Annotated in this window: 17 protein-coding genes and 2 pseudogenes; 5 read left to right on the top strand and 14 right to left on the bottom strand. The window is 52.2% G+C overall.

Annotated elements, in window-relative coordinates; all coding sequences use genetic code 11:
- Positions 1 to 87: 87 nt before the first annotated feature.
- Entirely contained in the window at positions 88 to 858 is a 771-nt protein-coding gene (locus AACZ64_RS04860) for a ferredoxin--NADP reductase (RefSeq protein WP_293615712.1), read from the bottom strand.
- Between the two features lie 117 nt (positions 859 to 975).
- Between AACZ64_RS04860 and AACZ64_RS04855 the strand changes: the two genes are divergently transcribed.
- Positions 976 to 1,845 carry a LysR family transcriptional regulator gene (locus AACZ64_RS04855; protein ID WP_293615714.1) on the top strand — a complete coding sequence of 290 codons (870 nt, stop codon included), beginning with the start codon at positions 976 to 978 and terminating at the stop codon, positions 1,843 to 1,845.
- 142 nt (positions 1,846 to 1,987) lie between these two features.
- Here AACZ64_RS04855 and AACZ64_RS04850 read toward each other — a convergent pair.
- Positions 1,988 to 2,478: pseudogene (locus AACZ64_RS04850) on the bottom strand (ATP-binding cassette domain-containing protein); the annotation flags it as partial.
- Between the two features lie 211 nt (positions 2,479 to 2,689).
- Between AACZ64_RS04850 and AACZ64_RS04845 the strand changes: the two are divergent.
- Positions 2,690 to 2,872 carry a (4Fe-4S)-binding protein gene (locus tag AACZ64_RS04845; RefSeq protein WP_293615716.1) on the top strand — a complete coding sequence of 61 codons (183 nt, stop codon included), beginning with the start codon at positions 2,690 to 2,692 and terminating at the stop codon, positions 2,870 to 2,872.
- Positions 2,873 to 3,073: 201 nt separating this feature from the next.
- On the opposite strand, the pseudogene AACZ64_RS04840 reads toward AACZ64_RS04845, so the two are convergent.
- The 4 genes and pseudogenes from AACZ64_RS04840 to AACZ64_RS04825 form a co-directional block, all read right to left on the bottom strand.
- A pseudogene (locus tag AACZ64_RS04840) lies at positions 3,074 to 3,193 on the bottom strand (integrase core domain-containing protein); the annotation flags it as partial.
- A 171-nt stretch (positions 3,194 to 3,364) separates the two neighbouring features.
- Complete coding sequence (locus AACZ64_RS04835) at positions 3,365 to 4,468, bottom strand: PLP-dependent aminotransferase family protein (protein WP_293615718.1); 1,104 nt, start codon at positions 4,466 to 4,468, stop codon at positions 3,365 to 3,367.
- Positions 4,468 to 5,853: an amino acid carrier protein gene (locus AACZ64_RS04830; protein ID WP_293615720.1), complete on the bottom strand. Its 1,386-nt coding sequence runs from the start codon at positions 5,851 to 5,853 to the stop codon at positions 4,468 to 4,470. The genes AACZ64_RS04835 and AACZ64_RS04830 overlap by 1 nt, the downstream gene beginning before the upstream one ends.
- 212 nt (positions 5,854 to 6,065) lie before the next feature.
- Positions 6,066 to 6,503 carry a BLUF domain-containing protein gene (locus tag AACZ64_RS04825; RefSeq protein ID WP_293615721.1) on the bottom strand — a complete coding sequence of 146 codons (438 nt, stop codon included), beginning with the start codon at positions 6,501 to 6,503 and terminating at the stop codon, positions 6,066 to 6,068.
- 471 nt (positions 6,504 to 6,974) lie between these two features.
- Here AACZ64_RS04825 and AACZ64_RS04820 point away from each other — a divergent pair, with 471 nt between their 5' ends.
- A complete protein-coding gene (locus AACZ64_RS04820; RefSeq protein ID WP_293615722.1) occupies positions 6,975 to 7,157 on the top strand; it encodes a (4Fe-4S)-binding protein in 183 nt (60 codons plus the stop codon).
- 170 nt (positions 7,158 to 7,327) lie between these two features.
- Here the strand turns inward: AACZ64_RS04820 and AACZ64_RS04815 are convergent, their stop codons facing one another.
- The 8 genes from AACZ64_RS04815 to AACZ64_RS04780 all read right to left on the bottom strand — a co-directional run bounded on the left by AACZ64_RS04815 (position 7,328) and on the right by AACZ64_RS04780 (position 14,954).
- Positions 7,328 to 8,299, bottom strand: coding sequence for a Gfo/Idh/MocA family oxidoreductase (locus tag AACZ64_RS04815; RefSeq protein WP_293615723.1), 972 nt, complete (start codon positions 8,297 to 8,299; stop codon positions 7,328 to 7,330).
- The gene (locus tag AACZ64_RS04810; protein WP_293615724.1) at positions 8,296 to 8,853 is read right to left on the bottom strand and encodes a dTDP-4-dehydrorhamnose 3,5-epimerase family protein; all 558 of its coding nucleotides are present in this window, start codon (positions 8,851 to 8,853) and stop codon (positions 8,296 to 8,298) included. Before AACZ64_RS04810 ends, AACZ64_RS04815 begins: the two co-directional genes overlap by 4 nt.
- A 2-nt stretch (positions 8,854 to 8,855) precedes the next feature.
- Positions 8,856 to 9,713, bottom strand: coding sequence for a glycosyltransferase family A protein (locus AACZ64_RS04805; protein WP_293615725.1), 858 nt, complete (start codon positions 9,711 to 9,713; stop codon positions 8,856 to 8,858).
- Between the two features lie 333 nt (positions 9,714 to 10,046).
- Complete coding sequence (locus tag AACZ64_RS04800) at positions 10,047 to 10,793, bottom strand: PEP-CTERM sorting domain-containing protein (RefSeq protein ID WP_293615726.1); 747 nt, start codon at positions 10,791 to 10,793, stop codon at positions 10,047 to 10,049.
- A gap of 275 nt (positions 10,794 to 11,068) precedes the next feature.
- Positions 11,069 to 11,632: a nucleoside deaminase gene (locus AACZ64_RS04795; RefSeq protein ID WP_293615727.1), complete on the bottom strand. Its 564-nt coding sequence runs from the start codon at positions 11,630 to 11,632 to the stop codon at positions 11,069 to 11,071.
- A gap of 214 nt (positions 11,633 to 11,846) precedes the next feature.
- Complete coding sequence (locus AACZ64_RS04790) at positions 11,847 to 12,263, bottom strand: PilZ domain-containing protein (RefSeq protein ID WP_293615728.1); 417 nt, start codon at positions 12,261 to 12,263, stop codon at positions 11,847 to 11,849.
- A gap of 257 nt (positions 12,264 to 12,520) precedes the next feature.
- Positions 12,521 to 13,786: an FAD/NAD(P)-binding oxidoreductase gene (locus AACZ64_RS04785; protein ID WP_293615729.1), complete on the bottom strand. Its 1,266-nt coding sequence runs from the start codon at positions 13,784 to 13,786 to the stop codon at positions 12,521 to 12,523.
- A 130-nt stretch (positions 13,787 to 13,916) separates the two neighbouring features.
- Positions 13,917 to 14,954, bottom strand: coding sequence for an MBL fold metallo-hydrolase (locus AACZ64_RS04780; RefSeq protein WP_293615730.1), 1,038 nt, complete (start codon positions 14,952 to 14,954; stop codon positions 13,917 to 13,919).
- A 192-nt stretch (positions 14,955 to 15,146) separates the two neighbouring features.
- Between AACZ64_RS04780 and AACZ64_RS04775 the strand changes: the two genes are divergently transcribed.
- Both AACZ64_RS04775 and AACZ64_RS04770 read left to right on the top strand, forming a co-directional pair.
- Complete coding sequence (locus tag AACZ64_RS04775; protein ID WP_293615731.1) at positions 15,147 to 16,247, top strand: efflux RND transporter periplasmic adaptor subunit; 1,101 nt, start codon at positions 15,147 to 15,149, stop codon at positions 16,245 to 16,247.
- Complete coding sequence (locus AACZ64_RS04770; RefSeq protein ID WP_293615732.1) at positions 16,247 to 19,282, top strand: efflux RND transporter permease subunit; 3,036 nt, start codon at positions 16,247 to 16,249, stop codon at positions 19,280 to 19,282. The genes AACZ64_RS04775 and AACZ64_RS04770 overlap by 1 nt, the downstream gene beginning before the upstream one ends.
- Positions 19,283 to 19,378: the final 96 nt, after the last annotated feature.

Genomic DNA, 19,378 nt, shown 5'->3' with positions numbered 1-19,378 from the left:
AACTTTTAACTTTTAACTTTTAACTTTTAACTTTTAACTTTTAACTTTTAACTTTTAACTTTCGACTTCCACAACCAACAACTTCTTTTACCCTACGAACGCCCGCTCAATAACATAATGCCCATGATCCCCATGCCGGGTTTCCATGAAGCCCCAGTCATCCAGGATCTTGGAGGTGTCTTTCAGCATGGCCGGGCTGCCGCACAGCATGAAGCGGTCGTCGTCCAGGTTTGGTTGCGGCATGCCCAGGTCAGCGAACAGTTTGCCGGACGTCATTAGGTCGGTAATTCGGCCCTGGTTGCGGAACGCTTCGCGCGTGACCGTTGGGTAATAGACCAGCTTCTCCTGTACCCAGTCGCCGAAAAACTCGTTGTTTGGCAGGTTCTGGGTGATCTCTTCCTGATACGCCAGTTCGTTCAGGTGCCGTACGCCGTGGATCAGAATGATCTTGTCGTACATCTCGTACGCTTCCGGATCTTTAATAATGCTCATGAACGGTGCGAGGCCGGTACCGGTGGCCAGCAGATAAAGATTCTTGCCCGGCAGCAGGTGGTCGGTGATCAGGGTGCCGGTGGGCTTGCGGCTGATCAGAATTTCGTCACCGGGTTTGATCAGCTGTAACCGAGAGGTCAGCGGACCATCGGGCACCTTGATGCTGAAGAATTCCAGCTCTTCCTCGTGATTGGCGCTGGCAATACTGTAGGCACGGAGCAGCGGTTTGCCGTCCACCTCAAGACCGAGCATGGTGAAATGACCATTCTTAAAGCGGAAACCCAGATCACGAGTGGTTTTGAAGCTGAACAGCGACTCGTTCCAGTGGTGAACGTCCAGAACCGTCTCTTTTTCTAAAACTGCCATTTATGCCGCCTTCTCTGGGACAACCAGAGCCTTGTCGAATGATTTGCCAAGAGCATAGACAGAACTTTATTATAAGCAAAATGGTTTATATAAATAATTGCAATCGAATTTATCTATATGCGTTTCACTCTGCGGCAATTGGACGTCTTTCTGGAAACAGCCCGGACCGGCAACATCAGTCGGGCAGCTGACTATCTGAGCATTTCCCAGTCTGCAGCCAGCAGCGCGTTAAAAGAGCTGGAGCGGCAGTACGACATCATGTTGTTTGACCGCTTGGGCAAACGCCTGGTGCTGAACGACCTGGGCCGCGCCATCCGGCCTCGGGCCGAGGCCCTGCGCGACCAAGCCCGGGAACTGAATCAGGATCTTAAGCAGGAGTCTGACCTTGGGGCATTGAAGGTAGGCGCCACATTGACCATTGGCAACTACTTGGCCGTGGGCATCCTGACGCAGTACCGCGGTGAGCACCCGGAGGCGGAAGTGGCCCTGGAAGTGGCCAATACCGCTGCCATCGTTGAAAAGGTTGCCAATTTTGAACTCGACATTGGCATGATCGAAGGCGAACTGAATCACCCGGACCTCTCTCTCCAGCCCTGGCAGAAAGACGAGTTGGTGATCATCTGCGCCCCGGATCATCCCTGGGCGGGCAAGCCCTGGCTGAGGGATGACGATCTGGTAAGGGCAGACTGGATATTGCGCGAAAGCGGCTCCGGCACCCGTCAGGCGTTCGACCGCGCCATGCACGGCCTGTTGCCACAGTTCAAGCCGCCGCTGGAGTTACAGCACACGGAGGCCATTAAAAGAGCTGTAGAGTCTGGCATGGGGCTGGGCTGCCTGTCGCGGCTCTGCCTACAAGACGCCTTTGATCGTGGCACCCTTGTGCCACTGCCTGTACCCGAACGCCCTATGGACCGACAGTTTTACCTGGCGCTGCATAAACGAAAATTCAGAAGCCGAGCTATTCATCAGTGGATTGAATTGTGCTGAGGTCCAGTGCGGTTCTGAGTGCGACTGAGCGGCATCCCGAACCGGTCGCGACTGATATTTGGTGGTGCTGAGAAAGCGCATTTTCACCCCTCGCCACTCAGGCTGTAGGGAGGCGTTAGAGTGCAGGACTGACAGGTTATTGGTAAATCAACGCCAACTGCTTGTCATCTAAGTGTTGCGGTGCCGCATCAAATACCACCTGGGTATTGGCCTATTGGCCATACCAATAATGCGATTCGCAAAGCGTTTGGCGTTTTCGAGTTGACGTAAGGAAACCACGGCAGTAATGCCGTCTTCCGCACAGATTTGTTTTAGTTGAGACAGAACTTTTTCTGAGGTGGATGGATCCAGGCTGGCCACCGTTCATCGGCCAGAATAATGGTCGGTTGTTGAGCCAGTGCTCTGGCGATACCCACCCGTTGTTACTGACCACCAGGTAATTGATCTACTCGTGCCAACGCTTTATCAGCCAATCCAACCCGATCCAGGCAAGGCAAGGCCAGTTCCAAATCATATTGGGGCATCGGCAACAGGCTGCGTAAGAATGTATGATAACCGAGTGGCCCCTTACACATTCTGCCGCGCAGTGTGGCGTAAAATAAGCTGGTGATGTTGACACACCAAACTCGGTTGAATGTAGTAGTCAACTAATCCCTGACAGGTACAGTAAGGTCCTAGTTTGATGATAACGTCATCCGACTACTGAACGCTTTATTCTTCGTGATCACAGAGTGGTGAGTAAGGGCTGGAATTTATTGTTAAAAATCCTATAGTTGCTAGTGGCAATTCGGTTGTTGCGCAGCAAGCCTTGGAGAACAATAAGTTAATAAGGGGGTTAACCAGCATGAAAGTTACATTTGACGGTAATATCTGTAAGCATTCAGGCGAATGTGTGAAAAGATCACCAGAGGTATTCAAGGTGATTGACGGCAACATGGTGATCGATACTAATAAAGAGTCAGATGATAATATTCGAGCGACGGTTGCCAAGTGCCCCACTGGGGCATTGAAGTGTGTTGATGAGTAATTAGACCATGACCCCGTTTTAGTACCGCTCATTGTTAGAAAAATCCGGCTCTAGTTGCTGCTCAAAATGACCTGAAACAGCGTGTTTTCGAGCGTAATCAAATTGCGTAGACTATCCTAGTGCGCAGTGGGGTATGACTTAGTTATAGAAGATGCTCCAAGCCTCAATCTTCTTCTCAGTATCAGCCAGTGACAGGAATCAATTTTCGTTCAGGCATCCATCCCGGAATTTACCATTGAAGCTCTCAACATACCCGTTTTGTATCGGCTTTCCAGACTGCATAAGTTTCAGTTTAACGCCATGGCAGTAAGTCCATTGATCGAAGTTCCCTAGCAGAGCCAGGGGCTGTCGTTCGCCCATCACCCCTTTAGGGAGCTTGTGTTTGCGGGGGGACGGCCAGTCCACCTCACGATAAAGCCTATATACCTTCTTGTGATTCACCTTAGCACCCTGACGACGCAGCAATTGGTAAACGCGCCGATAGTTAAGCGCTTAAGAGAATACCAACCCCAGACGTTCGGAAGCAGTCATGAGCTGTTGTTGCGGATACCATGCAAAGCACAGACGCATACTCGAGGGAAATTGACCGTTGGCTGAACAAATCTTACCGGGTAGATAACTAACACCAGCTTGCCTGGCCTCATCAAGCTTTGCAGCGACGTCTCGCCCATCGACAAAACTTGCCCATAAAAAGTACCCACCGTTGGGCTTTTTGATACTTATCTGATCACCGATTGTTGACACCAGCCCATCCAATAGCACTTCAGATCGGGCTGCATAGATTTGCCGCAAATACTCAAGGTTCTTCTGAAACTCACCGTTGACAATCAAAGGCTCAACCAATGCCGAAGTGACAGGTGCCAAGCCCCCGCCACTTTGCAGTAACGCCGAGTTCTTGAGCCTGTGAAAAATATCACCGGAACCCTGAATCCAGCCAAGCCGCAATCCGGGTGCAAGGATTTTTGAAAAAGAGCCTACGGATAAAACAGGCGCGTTATCGTCATAACACGCCAAGGGTGCAGGGGGTTTCTGGCCAAAGTAGAGCGACTGATAAACGTCATCGGCAACAACAGGGCATCGCGTTTGGGCTGCCAGCTTTACTATACCTTGCCGCCGACTATACGACTGCGTAATACCTGAGGGATTATGAAAACTGGGAATTGTATAAAAAAATGCAGGCTTATATTTCTGTATGGCCTGTTCTAGAGCCTGTAATTCGACACCGTCTTCATCCATCGGCAAGGCAACAACGTTGAAGCCGCGCTCTTTAAATAATTTAAGTGCAATAAAATAGCTGGGATCTTCTACCAGAATCGTTGCACCGGGTTTGCTCAATTGTGAACAGATCATATCGAGTGCATTGGAAGATCCGTTCGTCAGCAATAGCTGTTCAGCATTAACCGGCTGTTCGTAATCTTCTGACAGCCATGCAGACAGCACCTGCCGGAATGTTTCGTCACCGGCCTGCTCGCCATAAGCCAGGTTTTGCTGCTCAACCGACAGTGACCGAAACAAATCAACCGGCAACAAATCCGGTTCTGGCTGGCCTACCGCCAGGTCTATCAAGTAATCAGGGCGTGTAACCTGGGTAGCCATTATTGAGTCAGACTATTCATTTTACGGAAGTAATGATGCGCCGCTTCGTTGACTCGTGGTGCTAACAAAAAAGTAGAAACCATCGTTGGTATAGCCATCATCGCATACATACCAATTAATAAACCGTTGACCAATTCAAGCGTCGTGACTGCGCCTACGACAATCATGAGCAAATAGAGCGGCGTATAGTAACGGGCTTTGTCTGCACCCAGTAAAAATCCAACACATTTCGAGCCATAAAACCAGAAAGTGACGATGGTCGAAAAGCTCAGTAATGCAACCATCAACAAAAGCAAATAAATACCACTATGAGGGAAAACCTTTTCTAAAGCTGCAACAGTGAGAGCAACACCTTCCATGTCGCCGCCGGTTTGCCAAACGCCTGTCAGCAGAATCATAAATGCGGTACATGAGCAAACAATCAGCGTATCGATAATCGGGCCGGTCATGGCTACGACACCTTCGCGTATTGGCTCGCTGGTTTTAGCTTCACCATGGGCCATCGATTCCGTGCCAATACCCGCCTCATTGGAAAAAGCTCCGCGACGCACGCCAATCATGATGACGGTTCCCAGAGCACCACCGGCTACACTGCCGCCGCTGAACGCGTCGTTGACGATAAGCATAAACACCTCGGGGATATCCTGCCAATATCGTATTAACACAATCAGTGTCATGCCGATATAAAGCAGCACCATACTTGGTACCAGTCGCACCGTTAACTTGCCAATGCGTTCGATGCGCCCCAGCACGACAAGCAAGGCCAAGATGGCCAGAACGACACCCGCAGTGATATCAAACGTCATGTGCTGGCTTTCTGTAGCAAGGCCTATCGGTATTGCCACAACCTCACGCAACAGGCTGACAAGCTGATTTGTCTGAAACAATGGTAATGTTCCAAGCGCGCCGGCTACGGCAAATAAAACAGCCAGGGGATACCAGCGCTTACCCAGCCCCTCACTTATCACGTACATTGGACCACCACGAAGTTCACCGCTTGAATCCCTGCCTCGATACATTACCGCCAGCGACGCAGTATAGAACTTGGTTGTTACCCCGATAATAGCCGTCACCCACATCCAGAAAACCGCACCAGGCCCACCCGCGCTAATGGCGATCGCAACCCCGGCAACATTGCCGAGACCCAGCGTGCCCGACAAAGCCGTACTTAAGGCCTGGGCATGGGAAACATGCCCCGGGTCGTGCTCATCGTTATAGCGCCCACGTAATAAAGCCAGCGCATGACCCAGATGGCAGTACGGACGAAAACGTGAATACAGCATCAAGCCAATGCCACCACCCACCAAAAGCACAACCAAAGGCGTGCTCCACATAAAATTGGCGAACGCATTAAATGCTGCTTCAAACTGATTGATAACAGACATAAGAATCCCGACGAGCTAAAACCTTACCCTAACGCCAGCCTCCTCCCTTAGAGCACTTTTTGGATCACATAAAAGTCCATTTTTAACAGACATAACAATCCCTGACCATGAAAAGTGGCCGGGATATACTCTGGGGAGAAGTGCTGTTGCTACAACAAGCTGGTCAGCAGGGATAAAAGGATACTACCGTAGCGTTTTAGATATTTTGTTGCTCATGTTTTCCAAGACGGCAAATCTCCCGTCAACTTGATATCATTAATCAGCGAAAGCGTTTTCCACTCTTCCAGGGGGAAGCGTATACCACCCTCTTCCGCACCGTACTTTTCTACCAGTTTTGATTCGATCTCCTTGTTAAGATTGAAAGTGCCAATACCGCGCATCCCCCAACCATGGAAGAGCCGAGCATCAATCACAGAAAAGCTGATGATACTTATCTCGCTGTGCCGGTCATCACGAAAGATACGCCGAAAAAGTGCGTTTACATCCTCGAACTTACCCTCTATTACTTGCAGAAAATGCGTTTCACTCGCCAGCAGAACACCTGAAATGCCAGCCGCATCGTTACTTGGTTCACTGGACATGGTGATATCCTCAACTAAAGCCCAATTAAGAGGAGTAGCACTCCGGCTCTTGTAGATGAGTCGATACATTATATATATCCTTTTTTATGAACTTGTTGTCAGAATTATGACAAACAAAAAGTTCTATAATTCCTGGGGTTACACTTTTTTACTCGTGACTCAGTGACTGTCAGAATAAAGCCACTGTTACAATTTAGCATAGAAGAGATAAGTCGTAGGTACCTCGGACATCTAACGACAAGCCCCTTTAGATCAGGTGGCGCCAAGGTTAATAAAAGAAATAGCTCTTTTAAAAATCCATACATCTATCTCAGGAATTATGTAGTAATTGTATATATGGTAGGCACAAGAAACCCCATACAGTTAGGTTCTATCCCGATGATAACGTCCTCCGACTGCCGAACGCCTATTGGTTCGTGATTTAAGAGTGATGGGTAAGGACTGGAATTTCTTGCCAGGAACCCTATATTTACTAGTGGCAGCTCACTTGTTGCCCGGTGAGCCTTGGATAACAATAAACTAATGAGGGGGTTAACCAGCATGAAAGTCACCTTTGACGGCGATATCTGCAAACATTCAGGTGAATGTGTAAAAAGATCACCAGAGGTTTTTAAGGTGATTGACGGCAACATGGTGATCGATACTGATCAAGAGTCAGACGATAATATTCGAGCGACGGTTGCCAAGTGTCCTACTGGGGCTTTGAAATGTGTTGACGAGTAATTAGACCAAAGCACCATTTATGTAATAGTCCACCCGTATCAGGCTAAAAACTCTCATATAACAAGCTTTTTATGGGTAATACCTGTTGACGCGTTAATCATTGGGGCGCTGGCTCTAGTCCAGCAGGCGTAGCCATATAAAACAAAGGGCTGCAAAAATGCAGCCCTTTTTTATTGCTTCAATCGATTGACCGGCGACTCTGTCACTCCAGCGTCAATCTGCATTAAGGCCAACTTCCGGCACTGTTCAACCCGCTGTACGATCAACTGCCCCTCTTCAACACTGCTCATGGGCGGCTCACCCCCACGCAGGAAATCAAGAAAAGCTTTAAGCTCCAACAAGAGCGGCAAGGATCCATCAACGTCCCGCAGCTCAAGCTCCTCTGGCGACTGGCCACACTGAGCGGTGTACCGGATCAAGAGGTGTCTGGGCTGGGCATCTGTCATGGTGACGGTGCCCCCAACGAAAACGGCCTCCAGAAAGCGTTCCTTCTGACCGCTCAAACTCGAAACCTCAATGCTGACAGGCACCTTTTTCCCCAGATATACAGTCAAGGCACTCAACCAGTCTCCGTCACCCAGACAAGTGGCAAAGAGCGGTTCAGGAATATCACCCAGCAGGTGAAGCACGATACTCAGATCATGCGGTAAAAGGATCCAGATCGGATCGACGTCCGCATGGGCGCTGCCCCATTGGCAACGCCGCAGGTTTAAGGCCCGAAGTCGGCCGAGACGCTCCGAGCGGATGATATCCCTGATCGCGTTGACACCAGGGTGATAGCGCCATTTGTCCATGATAAAAAGCCTGCCCCGACCCAGCTCAACCAGTTTCGCTGCATCGGCTGCATCGCTCGTCAGGGGCTTTTCGACAAAGACCGGTTTACCCCGGGGGATCAGCTGTTCGACAACCTCCCGATGGCAGGTTGTGGGAACCGCAACGACGTAGCCATCCAGATCGGACTCCAACATCGACAGCGCATCCAGAATTTCTTGAGCACCGTTTTCTCGCGCATTGCTTTTACTTTCCAGATCTTGCGCGACCACATGAACTTCACAATCAAGACTGACAAGATCGCGTAAAATATTTTTTCCCCAACGACCACAGCCAACCAGGCCGATTCGCAATCCAGCGCGCAGACTCATGGTGCTTTCAGAAACGCCGATTTTAGTCCACGGATCTCACGCACCAGTTGCGCTAAAGAGCCCGCATTAGTATCCCTCGACGACAGCTCGGGGGTCTTCACGCCCCAGGACAAATCCAGCTCTGGGTCATCCCACAAACAACTAAATTCGTCATCCATTGACCAATACGTAGATGTCCCGATGAGGTACATACAATCCTCGGGAGTATAAAAACCGTGGGCGACGCCCGGTGGAATAAGCCAGATTTGTGGCTGCTCAAAATTGACGGGGCCGAGCCACGACTTCATAAAGGTGGGAGAATCAGTTCTGATATCACATAGGCCGAGCGTCATTTCGCCGCTCAGTACAAAAAGATAATCGCAACGCCACAGATGAACGTGCATCCCTCTAAGCACGTTCCGGCTGGACGTCGTGACACTCCACTGCAGCGGCTGGTAGTCACTCGACCAGCAGCCTCGAAAGTATTCCGTCAGGCAACCCCGGTTATCGGCGTGGGTCTTCAGCTTGAACTTTGACACGCCGGCTATGTCTATCGACACGATTTCAATGGTCATTTTTATTCCTTTTCAATCCATTTTCTCAGATCGCGAATTACCGGCTTTAAAACCCTCCGGAGTGGCTGTGGAATCCTTGCCCGCCATGAAACCGGCGGAAGAAATCTGCGCTGCCAATCCGCCATCACTTCCTGCAGCAACCATACTGAAAAGTTCTCTTCACGTAACCGCTGACTCCATTGATCGAGTTCAGCACATCGCTCATTCAAAGACATGTCTTGGCGCGATGGGCTCGCAAAATGGAGCGTCGTGGGATGCGGGCTGGCATAAAAAAGACAATTCGGTAAAGCAATCCACTGCTGCCACATATAGAGGTCACTGGGCATACCGTCCGGACGGGGCCGCCACCCAAAAGGGAGGCGGCGATAGGCATCCATCCTGTGACCCACACAGGTCGGACCGAAGTAATTCCATATCAGCCGCAAGCGCCTGCGGGTCTCGACGTCATCAATGCGGCCCGCATTAGCACTGAGGGTTCCATCAATGGCAACCTCAGTATGCAGCGTGTGCACGAAATCGTATTTTTCAAGAAGAGGTACTAACGTTTCCAGATGATGGGGAAGCCACAGGTCATCATCGCCAAGATAACAAACATAGGTTGCGCGGGAATCCTCCAGCACTCTGGCACGGTGCACCTCGCCATGGCCGGCCCCTTTCGGGTTGGCGACAAACTGTATCCTCGCGTCATCTGCACACAATTGCGCAATCAGTGTGGCATGTTCAAGAGAAACTCCGTCGCCGACAATCACAATTCTAAAATCCTGAAAAGTCTGGCCAAGAACACTTTCTACAGCTCGCAAAAGCGTCGGCCCATGATTGCAGGTAGGAATGATCACATCGACCAAAGGGTTCGCGCTCATGGACATTTCTCTATAGGTGAAAGCCCAGTATATTGGAATTTAGCCAATGACCCCATGACCTGCTCACTTGGCCACTGGGCAACAGCATACGCCAAAAGCCAGTTACTTATTGAGGACAGAGATATGCGGAAGAGTCGGTGAATAATATTAAGATATCCCCCCGGATAATCCGGGAGGATAAATGGAGATACCGGCTATTCGCTTGCCTTTCGCGAAACCGGACTTGCTCAAGGAGTAGGTGCTAAGCTCAGCCCAGCTTTCATTAGCCTACCGGCAAAGAAAGCAGCGATGGGCCAGCTGTCATCGCTTCATTGCTGACCCAACGCGTAGCCATCAGGATTGGCGCTGCCTTCTTGCCACTAACAGCAGTGCACCCAGACCGAGACCCAGCAGTGGGAGAGAACCCGGTACAGGCAATGCGGTTGGAGGGGTGGGGTCAGTAGGCGTATCCGGGTTATCAGGATTGGTTCCAGGGTCACCCAGAAAGAAGCTGTCAATACCTATGTCAGCCCGATCACCAAATGTGCTGTGTGCAACGACTTCGAGCGTCTGAATCTCACTCGCGGCAGTAAATATTAACGTCTGCCAGATCCAGTCAGCAGCTTCGCCGAAAGTGGGCAGCTCCATCGTTGCAGCGTTCTGCGATTCTGCGCCAAAGATAATTTCCCAGTAACCTCCAGCTTCAGAAAAATCACTGTGGCTGATACTCTGTTCAAACGAGATCTCGTATTGTTGACCAATCACCAATCCGCCCAGGCCAACCTGCAGAGCACTTTCGACGTAAGGCGATCCCGCCCTGCCGTCCCAGCCAATGCCATGCAGAAAATCACCGCCTGTGCTACTGGCCTTCCAGGTAAAACCTCGGAAATTGGTGCTGGCATTGAATACATCGGGAGTCCCTGCTGTGGTAGTCCAGCCGGGAGGAACATCGCTGTTAAATCCGTTTGTGTTTCCTGTATACCCTTCGAACCCCCCGTTCTCAAAGGCATCGAGCAAGGCAGCAGAGGCATTCCCACCGACGAAAAGTAAGCTCGACGCCAAAACAAGAGATGGAATCTTACTTCTAAGTGCTAATGACATGTTGATTCTCCATGTTTGTATTAATTAATTTGTACCACTTTGATCCTTGCGGTACTTTCAAGAAAACTCCATTGATAAAACCCAATGAAAGTGGCCTATAAAAATTTAAGCATAATTTATACCAAATACAAAAAATTAATATATTACAGAGTGTTAGTGTAAACAGGATTATATATTGGCGCGCACTTTGTAAAATTACCTGACACATTTTTTGAGTTTAGCGCCTATAAATGAAAGGGTCCGTTTACACTGACCAGGCTAAGATACAGAAGCCATCAACATTTGTGAGTCGCGGCAAGCCCCTGCCAATCCTCCAACTCCAGCACAGGTTGCTCGGCCCGAAAACGGGCATCTAACGGATCTTCCAGAATGTCCACCTGTACGCCCTTGCTGCGCAGCAGTCGCTCAGTACCCGAGGCGTTGCTGACATCGCCCACCACCACTCGGGCAAAACCGCGCATGTGGAGCAAAGTGGCACAAACGTCACAGGGACTCAGTGAAGTGAACAGAGTGGTACGGTTGAAATCCAGCCGTCCGGCATCACGAATCGCCGCAGTTTCGCCGTGGTTGTAGGGGTGATTCTCCTGCACCAGCGTATTGTGGCCCTTCCCAACAAGCCGGCGCGTGGCATTATCGACAATCACCGCTCCGATGGGACAGCCGCCCTCGTCATAACTTTTCTTCGCGAGCAATACCGCAATGCGCATTAAATCGGCATCACGCAGTCGCCGGGCAAACGCATCATCCAGCAGCACCGGCAAGCTTGCCGTCGGCATATGGGCAACGGCGGTAAGCACCTCATCCGTAACCGGGGTAAGACTGTCAAACAGTGTGTTCATGGTTAGCATCCATCTCTATCAAGCGGCTATCTCGGTGACAAATCTAGAGCGACCGAGTCAAACGGACCCTGAATAATTTTTTCGCATGTCTATTCATATTTAATAGTGAATAATTATTACGCTGCTTCGAATACATCAAAGGAACCCGTATCAGGTTTCAGCAAAAAAGCTCACCTGGAGAGCCGGAAAATGGCCAATCAACAGATGTAGCGACCTAGCCGGAGAAGGATTTGGCAAACTGTCTGCCAAAACGAGCTATCCACTCTTGTGCTGCCGTTTCACTATCAAGCACCCGACCCTCCCGGTCGAGTTCCCGGCGATAGTGTTCTATCAGGCAGACCTGCTCCACCATCCTGCTTTTAAAGGACTCCGCTTTATCATTGAACTGGATGCCGACCCGAAACCCCTTGGTACAGGGGAGACATCGCGTCACCCGACCCGAAACCCGGCAATCCGTTTGCAGTGAAGGAATGTACAGCGTCACGGCGGTGCCCGGCGAGTACGCCCGTGGTAGGCGGCAGGCGAGTCCTCCCTGACTGATGTTGCAGAGGCTGGCCTGATAGCTACTGCTGCTATCCTCGGAGGAAACCATAATGGGAAAATCAGTGGGGTGGCGGATAAACTGTCGCATAGGCCTACTTTCCTGTGGGCATCTTGCCCTTAGTGAGGCATCCGCAAGTTATGCGCTGCCCGACAAAGAAATGGAGCATGTAATCCAGAGCCCGAGAGTGGCAAAACAGATGCACACCCATCCTTGTATAACCCGCTATATCTGTTTTGGTGTAGTGTGATCAAAATTTCCGGCTCCGCCAAAAGTACCACTGGCAACAGTTTGGGGAGTCTGCCAGCTAAAGCACCCTACCCCAGCCACCCTGCCTTTGCCCGCTTTTATTGCGACAGTTTTTTCGGTTTTGCCAGCCATTCATGGCCCTTCAACATGACTTGCCAGTAGAGCATCGGCAGTTGTTTTGCCTTTAGCCACCAGGCTGCCCGAGTGGCCTTGGTACCGTCGTTCACCCAGGTCGGAAAGGTCGGCTGTAGCTCACCGCCGTAGCCGAATTCGGCAAGGACAATCCGGCCCCGCTCGACGGTGAGCGGGCAGGACCCATAGCCGAGATATTCGGCTGTCAGCGGCTGGTCGTTGAGGTGAGCGATCAGGTTTTCGGCCACCACTGGGGCCTGCTTACGAACGGCAGCGGCGGTTTTGGCATTGGTCGTGCCGCTGACATCCCCCAGGCCAAAAATATTTTCATGGTGGCTGTGACGGAGCGTATCGCTCTTTAGATCGAGCCAGCCGGCTTCATTAGCCAGACTGGACTCGCGAATGAAAGCAGGTGCCCGCTGGGGAGGCACGGCGTGAAGCATATCAAAGCTAATTTCCCGATCCTGGGTACCGCCCTCGGTATCCGAAATGCGAAACACGGCTTTCTGGGCGGGGCCGTTAACCGAGACCAGGTTACTCTGGTAATTGACATCAATCCCGTAGCGATCGATATACGACTGCAACGCTGGCACATACTCCGGCACTCCAAACAGCACAGCGCCAGCATTGTGGAACTGAACCGAGAGATCATCTAGCACGCCATTGCGGCGCCAGTGATCCGATGACAGATACAGGGCTTTCTGGGGAGCGCCGGCACATTTGATGGGCATCGGCGGCTGGCTGAACAACGCAGTGCCTTTTTTCAGTCGCTTGACCATTTCCCAAGTGTATTGAGCCATCCCCTCCTGGTAATTGGAGGTGACACCATTTTGTCCCAGACTTTCCGTCAACCCCTCAATGCCAGCCCAGTTCAGCTCCAGACCGGGAGCAAGTACCAGGGCCTTGTACCCCAGAACCGTGCCATCCGAGAGCGTTACACAATTTTGATCCGGCTCCAGGGATACAACCTGTTGTTGATGCCAGGTGACAAAATCGGGCATTACCTTGGCCATCGCCTTAGCCGTGATTTCCGGGCGAAAAACGCCACCACCCACCATGGTCCATCCGGGCTGATAATGATGGGTATCTGACGGCTCAACAATGGCTATTTCCAGTTTTCGGTCACGTTTGTGGAGGCTGGCCGCGACCGCAATACCTCCGGCACCGCCACCGACAATCAGGACGGAATAGATTTTTTCGGGCTGCACGTGATGTGGGTCTTGATTACTCATGACAAGGGCCTCCTGGTTTCATACTACAGCTGGTCACGAGCATGATGGCATACACGTGACTTAAATTTAGTTATATGCATATATCGCAATAGAATAAAAAGTCTAGCAAGGGCAGCTTTGACTGAACACCCTACAGAGAGGCCATGATGCCGCCCCGAAGGCTGGCGACCTGCTGAATGCCGGCCTCAGTCAGAATCGATACAGCCATCGCTGAACGCCGCCCGGACCGACACAGGGCCACTACCGGCCGCTCACTCGGCACCTCGGCTACCTGCTGCCGGAGTTTGTCCAGGGGGATGAGCAGGTCAGACTGGAGAACCGGGGAATTATCCGAACGAACCTCATCGATATCCCGCACATCCAGCAGTGTGACCTCTGAACGGTGGGACTGCAGCCAGTCAATATCCACCTCCGGGACACCGGCATAGGTCACTTTGATATCACCCCAGTCGGGCTCCTCCGGCAACAAACCATTTTCCGGACAACCACTACGATGATTGGCGGGAACTGCCTCGTCAATTTTCTTGGGGTGCGGCAGTTTCATGGCATGCATGTATTCAACAAAGTCATGCTCGTCGGCACCCCCGCCGACACGGGCGTTAAAGGCTTTTTCTTCACCGATGGTACTCTGGGTTCTACCGTTGTAATCGTGTGCGGGATAGACCATATAGTGATCGGGCAGACTAAAGAGCTTTTCCGTGATCGAGTGGAACAGGTTGTGGGCACTGCCCTCCTGAAAATCACTGCGGCCACAGCCGCGAATCAACAACGTGTCACCGGTAAAAACCATCGCCTGATCTTCCAGCACATAGCTCATGCAGCCGTTGGTGTGCCCGGGGGTTGACAGGGCTTTCAGCTGAATACCGTCAACACCAAAAACCTGCCCGTCCTCCAGAGGAAGATTGACGTGCTCCGCACCGATCACTTTTGCCGAGGCGATCTGGCAACCGGTCTTTTCCTGCAATAACCAGGCTGCTGTCACATGGTCGGCGTGGGCGTGGGTATCCACCACCAGCGCCAGTGTCAGATTCAGCTCCCGCAAAAGTGCCATATCTCGCTGGGCCTGCTCGAATACCGGGTCAATAAGAATCGCCCGCCGGGTAGTTTCATCGGCCAACAGATACGTATAGGTGGAAGAGGTATTATCAAATAACTGCCTGAACAACATAAAACATCCCTCTATTGATGGTTGTATCTGGTTGATTATGGTTGAATCTGACTGATCTTGCATAAGACAAAACAATTAGACGAGCGTTTATAGCCAATCGTAAATATCTGTGTAAAATGTTTGCTCACCCTTCGTGGTGCTGGATGTTTTAACCTTCCCGACACCCGCCTTAAAAAAGTGTTCGTTGATCCTATGAAAACTACCGCCAGACTGATAACTGTTATTGTTGTGCTAACCCTGATTCTGGGCAGCCTGTTTGCCTGGAAAATGCAGCAGATAAAGCAACAGCAAGCCCTGATGAGTCAGGCTCCGCCACCCTCGGTGGTAGAGGCAACCCGCGTGGTGGAGGATTCCTGGCCGCAGTCGCTCTCGGCAATTGGTAGCGTTCGGGCAGTCAACGGTATACGGATTGCCAATGAGATGGCGGGCGTGGTTGAGCACATTGAATTTGAATCCGGCCAGCAGGTCAGCGCCGGTGATTTGCTTCTGAAACTCAACACCGATACAGATCAGGCCGCGCTGGAAACCCTGAAAGCCGAACAACGGCTGGCGCTTCAACAGTTCGAGCGTTATTCCAACCTGATCCGGGGCAAAACCATTTCCCAGTCGGCCTTCGATGAGGCAAAGGCCACCCTGGAAGCCGCTGAGGCCCGGGTTCACGAACAGCAGGCCATCCTGAACAAGAAACGTATCCGCGCCCCTTTCGACAGTATTATCGGACTGCGCATGGTCGACCTCGGTCAATTTCTTGAAGTAGGCACTCCCATCGTGCAGCTTAGTATGCTCGATCCCATCTATGTGGATTTTACAATCCCCGAACGGGATCTTCCGCGCATCAGCGTGGGGGACAAGGTTGAAGTCCGTGTCGCCGCCCATCCCGGACAACTGTTCACTGGCGCAGTGCTGGCCCTGGAGACATCCGTCAGCACAGAAAGCAGAACCCTTACCGTGCGTGCCGAATTACCCAACCCGGAACATCGGCTGCGACCGGGTATGTTTGCCAATGTCAGCACCTATCGCGGTCAGCAGGACCGGGTACTCACTCTGCCGCGCACGGCGATTTCCTACAACACCTATGGCGACTTTGTGTTTGTCATCGAGTCTGGAGAAGGTCAGCAAAAAACAGTGCAACGGCGCAGTGTCACCACTGGCGAAGTCCGGGGCGGCAGGGTATCGGTCACCAGTGGCGTGAAAAAAGATGAACAGGTGGTTGCCACCGGTCTGCTGCGGCTGCGCAATGGTCAGGCCGTTGAGATTGTCGACTCGGCGACCTCCGACAAGGCTGCCAACTAATGCGTTTTACGGATATTTTTGTTCGCCGACCGGTGCTGTCCACCGTAGTCAGCCTGCTCATTCTGCTAATGGGGTTGCGCGCAATCCTGGAACTGGAAGTCCGCCAGTACCCGGAACTGGAGAGCACCACGGTGACGGTCTCCACGGCCTATCCGGGCGCGGATTCTGAACTGGTCAAGGGTTTCGTGACCATCCCGCTGCAACAGGCCATTGCTGAGGCCGAAGGGATAGACTACCTATCCTCCACCAGTCAACAGGGTATCTCGACCATCGAGGCCAGAATGGTCCTGAACTACGACGCCAATGATGCACTGGCAGAAATTCAGGCCAAGGTCGCCTCGAAGCGGGATGTGTTGCCGGAGGCCGTGCGGGACCCGGTGATCAGCTCGACCACCGGGGACAGTACCGCGCTGATGTATATCGCTTTTTACAGCGACACCATCAAGGTTCCACAGATTACTGACTACCTTACCCGACAGGTGCAGCCGAGACTGCAGGCACTAGCCGGGGTTGGCAAGGCCGAATTGATGGGCAGAACCTTTGCCCAGCGGGTCTGGATTGATCCGCAGCGACTGGCCGCAATCGACATGACCCCGCGCGACCTGATCGAGATTCTACTGAACAACAATTATCTCGCCGGTATTGGCAGTACCCGGGACGAACTGGTGCGCATCGACCTGACCAGCAACACCGACGTCAACAATCCGGAGCAGTTCCGCAACCTGGTCATTAAACAGACCGACGACAGTATCATTCGTCTCGGCGATATCGCCCGCAGTGAGCTGGGATCACAGACTTACGACTCCATCAACAACTACAAAGGCAAGCCCTCGACCTACATCGCCATCGAAATCGCACCGGGCGCCAACCCTCTGGATGTTGCCGCACTGGTACGTGCTGAATTGCCGGATATTCGATCACAGCTGCCCGAAGGCATGCTGGTGGAACTGCCCTACGATGCCTCGGAATTTATCGACAGCTCCATCAAGGAGGTTATCAAGACGCTGGGCGAAGCGGTGATTATCGTCCTGCTGGTGATCTTTCTGACATTAGGCTCCCTGCGGGCAGCCATTGTTCCATCCATCGCCGTACCGCTATCGCTGATTGGCGGCGCACTGATCATGTTGATACTGGGCTTTTCGCTCAACCTGCTGACACTGCTGGCAATGGTGCTGGCCATTGGGCTGGTGGTGGATGATGCCATTATTATTGTGGAGAACGTTCACCGCCATATCGAAAACGGTGAAAGTCGCTTTGAAGCAGCACTGAATGGTGCTCGGGAAATGGCAACTCCGATTATCGCCATGACCACGACCCTGGTGGCTGTCTATGCACCGATCGGTTTCATGGGTGGGCTAGTTGGCTCCCTGTTCACAGAGTTTGCTTTCACGCTGGCAGGTGCCGTGCTGATATCCGGGGTGGTCGCCCTGACGCTCTCCCCCATGATATCCGGCAAGATACTCAAGCCCCACGGTAACCCATCCCGCTTTGAGGGCTTTGTCGAGCGCAGCTTCAACCGGCTCGCCGGCGGTTATCAGCGCTCACTGGCTTTTGTACTGCAGTCGGTATGGGTCGTGGTTTTTTTCGCGCTGGTACTTCTCGCATCCATCTATTTCATGTTGCAGCTGAGCCAGAATGAGCTGGCACCACCAGAGGATCAGGGCATTCTGCTGTTTATGGGTGCCGCCCCCCAAACGGCAACACTGGAATATATGGAAGGTTACGGCAACCAGATGCAGGAAATTTTTGAAGAGCTGCCGGGTTACGATGAGACTTTTCTGCTGATTGGCCGAGGCAGTGCCAATTCGATGTTTGGCGGCTTCAAGATGAAACCCTGGGACGAACGGGAGATATCCCAGTTCGAAGTGGAACCTCTGATGCAGCAAGCCATGTCCAAAATCCCCGGTGTGCGCATCTCTGTATTCCCCCGACCGCCGATACCGGGAGCTGGCAATGGTCTGCCGTTGCAGTTCGTGATCACCTCGGGCAAAAGTTATGAAGAGATCGATACGCTGGCCGATGAACTGCTGGGAAGCGCCATGGCCAGCGGCAACTTCATGTTCCTACAGAAATCCATTGAGATCGACCGCCCGATCAACAAGATTGTGATTGACCGCGACCGGGCCGCCGATCTGGGACTCTCTATGGGTGATATCGGTCGGTCGCTGGCCAATATGCTGGGCGGCGGCTATATCAACCGCTTTAACATGCAGGGTCGTTCCTACGAGGTGATTCCCCAGGTGGAGCGCAGCGACCGGGCGTCAATAGATGACCTGAAAAACTACTACATTCGGGCCGATTCGGGTGACCTGATCCCTCTCAGCAACCTGGTGGATTTCGAGCAGCAGGTCGAACCCTCATCCCGCACCCAGCACAATCAGCTCAATGCCATCGCGCTTGAGGGTGTCACGCAACCCGGCGTCGCCATGGGTGATGCGATCACATTTCTTGAGCAAAAAGCGGCCGAGCTGTTTCCGGCTGGCTTCAATTACGACTACAAAGGGCAATCGCGGCAGTTCAAGCAACAGGGCGGAGCCCTGATGGTGACTTTTTTCCTCTCACTGCTGGTAATCTATCTGGTGCTTGCCGCCCAGTTTGAAAGCTGGCGAGATCCGATCATTATCCTGGTCACGGTACCGCTGTCGGTGGCCGGGGCTATGGCATTTATCATGATGGGTGCGGCGACCATGAATATTTACACCCAGGTGGGCCTGATCACACTGATCGGCGTGGTCAGCAAGAACGGTATTCTGATCGTAGAATTTGCCAACCAGCTGCAGGCCGACCGGCAACTCAGTAAGCTCGATGCCGTAATAGAGGCCTCGGCCATCCGGTTGCGCCCTATCCTCATGACGTCCGTCGCGCTGGTGGTTGCCATGGTGCCACTGTTAATGGCGGCGGGACCCGGTGCAGAAAGTCGCTTTGCGATTGGTCTTACCATTGCCACAGGGTTGGGTATCGGGACATTGCTGACCCTGTTTGTACTGCCAGCCTTCTATTGCCTGCTGGCGGGCAGCCACCAAAAAGCGCACTAACCACGGCCGGATAGTGCGCTCCTCATCGCGGGGTGAATCAACCGCACTGAATCCCCAGTTCGGGACTATCAAAACGCCAGCCGTTATTGGCGTTTT

This window comes from uncultured Porticoccus sp. (assembly GCF_963975625.1).
Lineage (GTDB): Bacteria > Pseudomonadota > Gammaproteobacteria > Pseudomonadales > Porticoccaceae > Porticoccus.
Note: the sequence above shows the minus strand (reverse complement) of the source record. Positions and strands in the feature narration are given on the sequence as shown.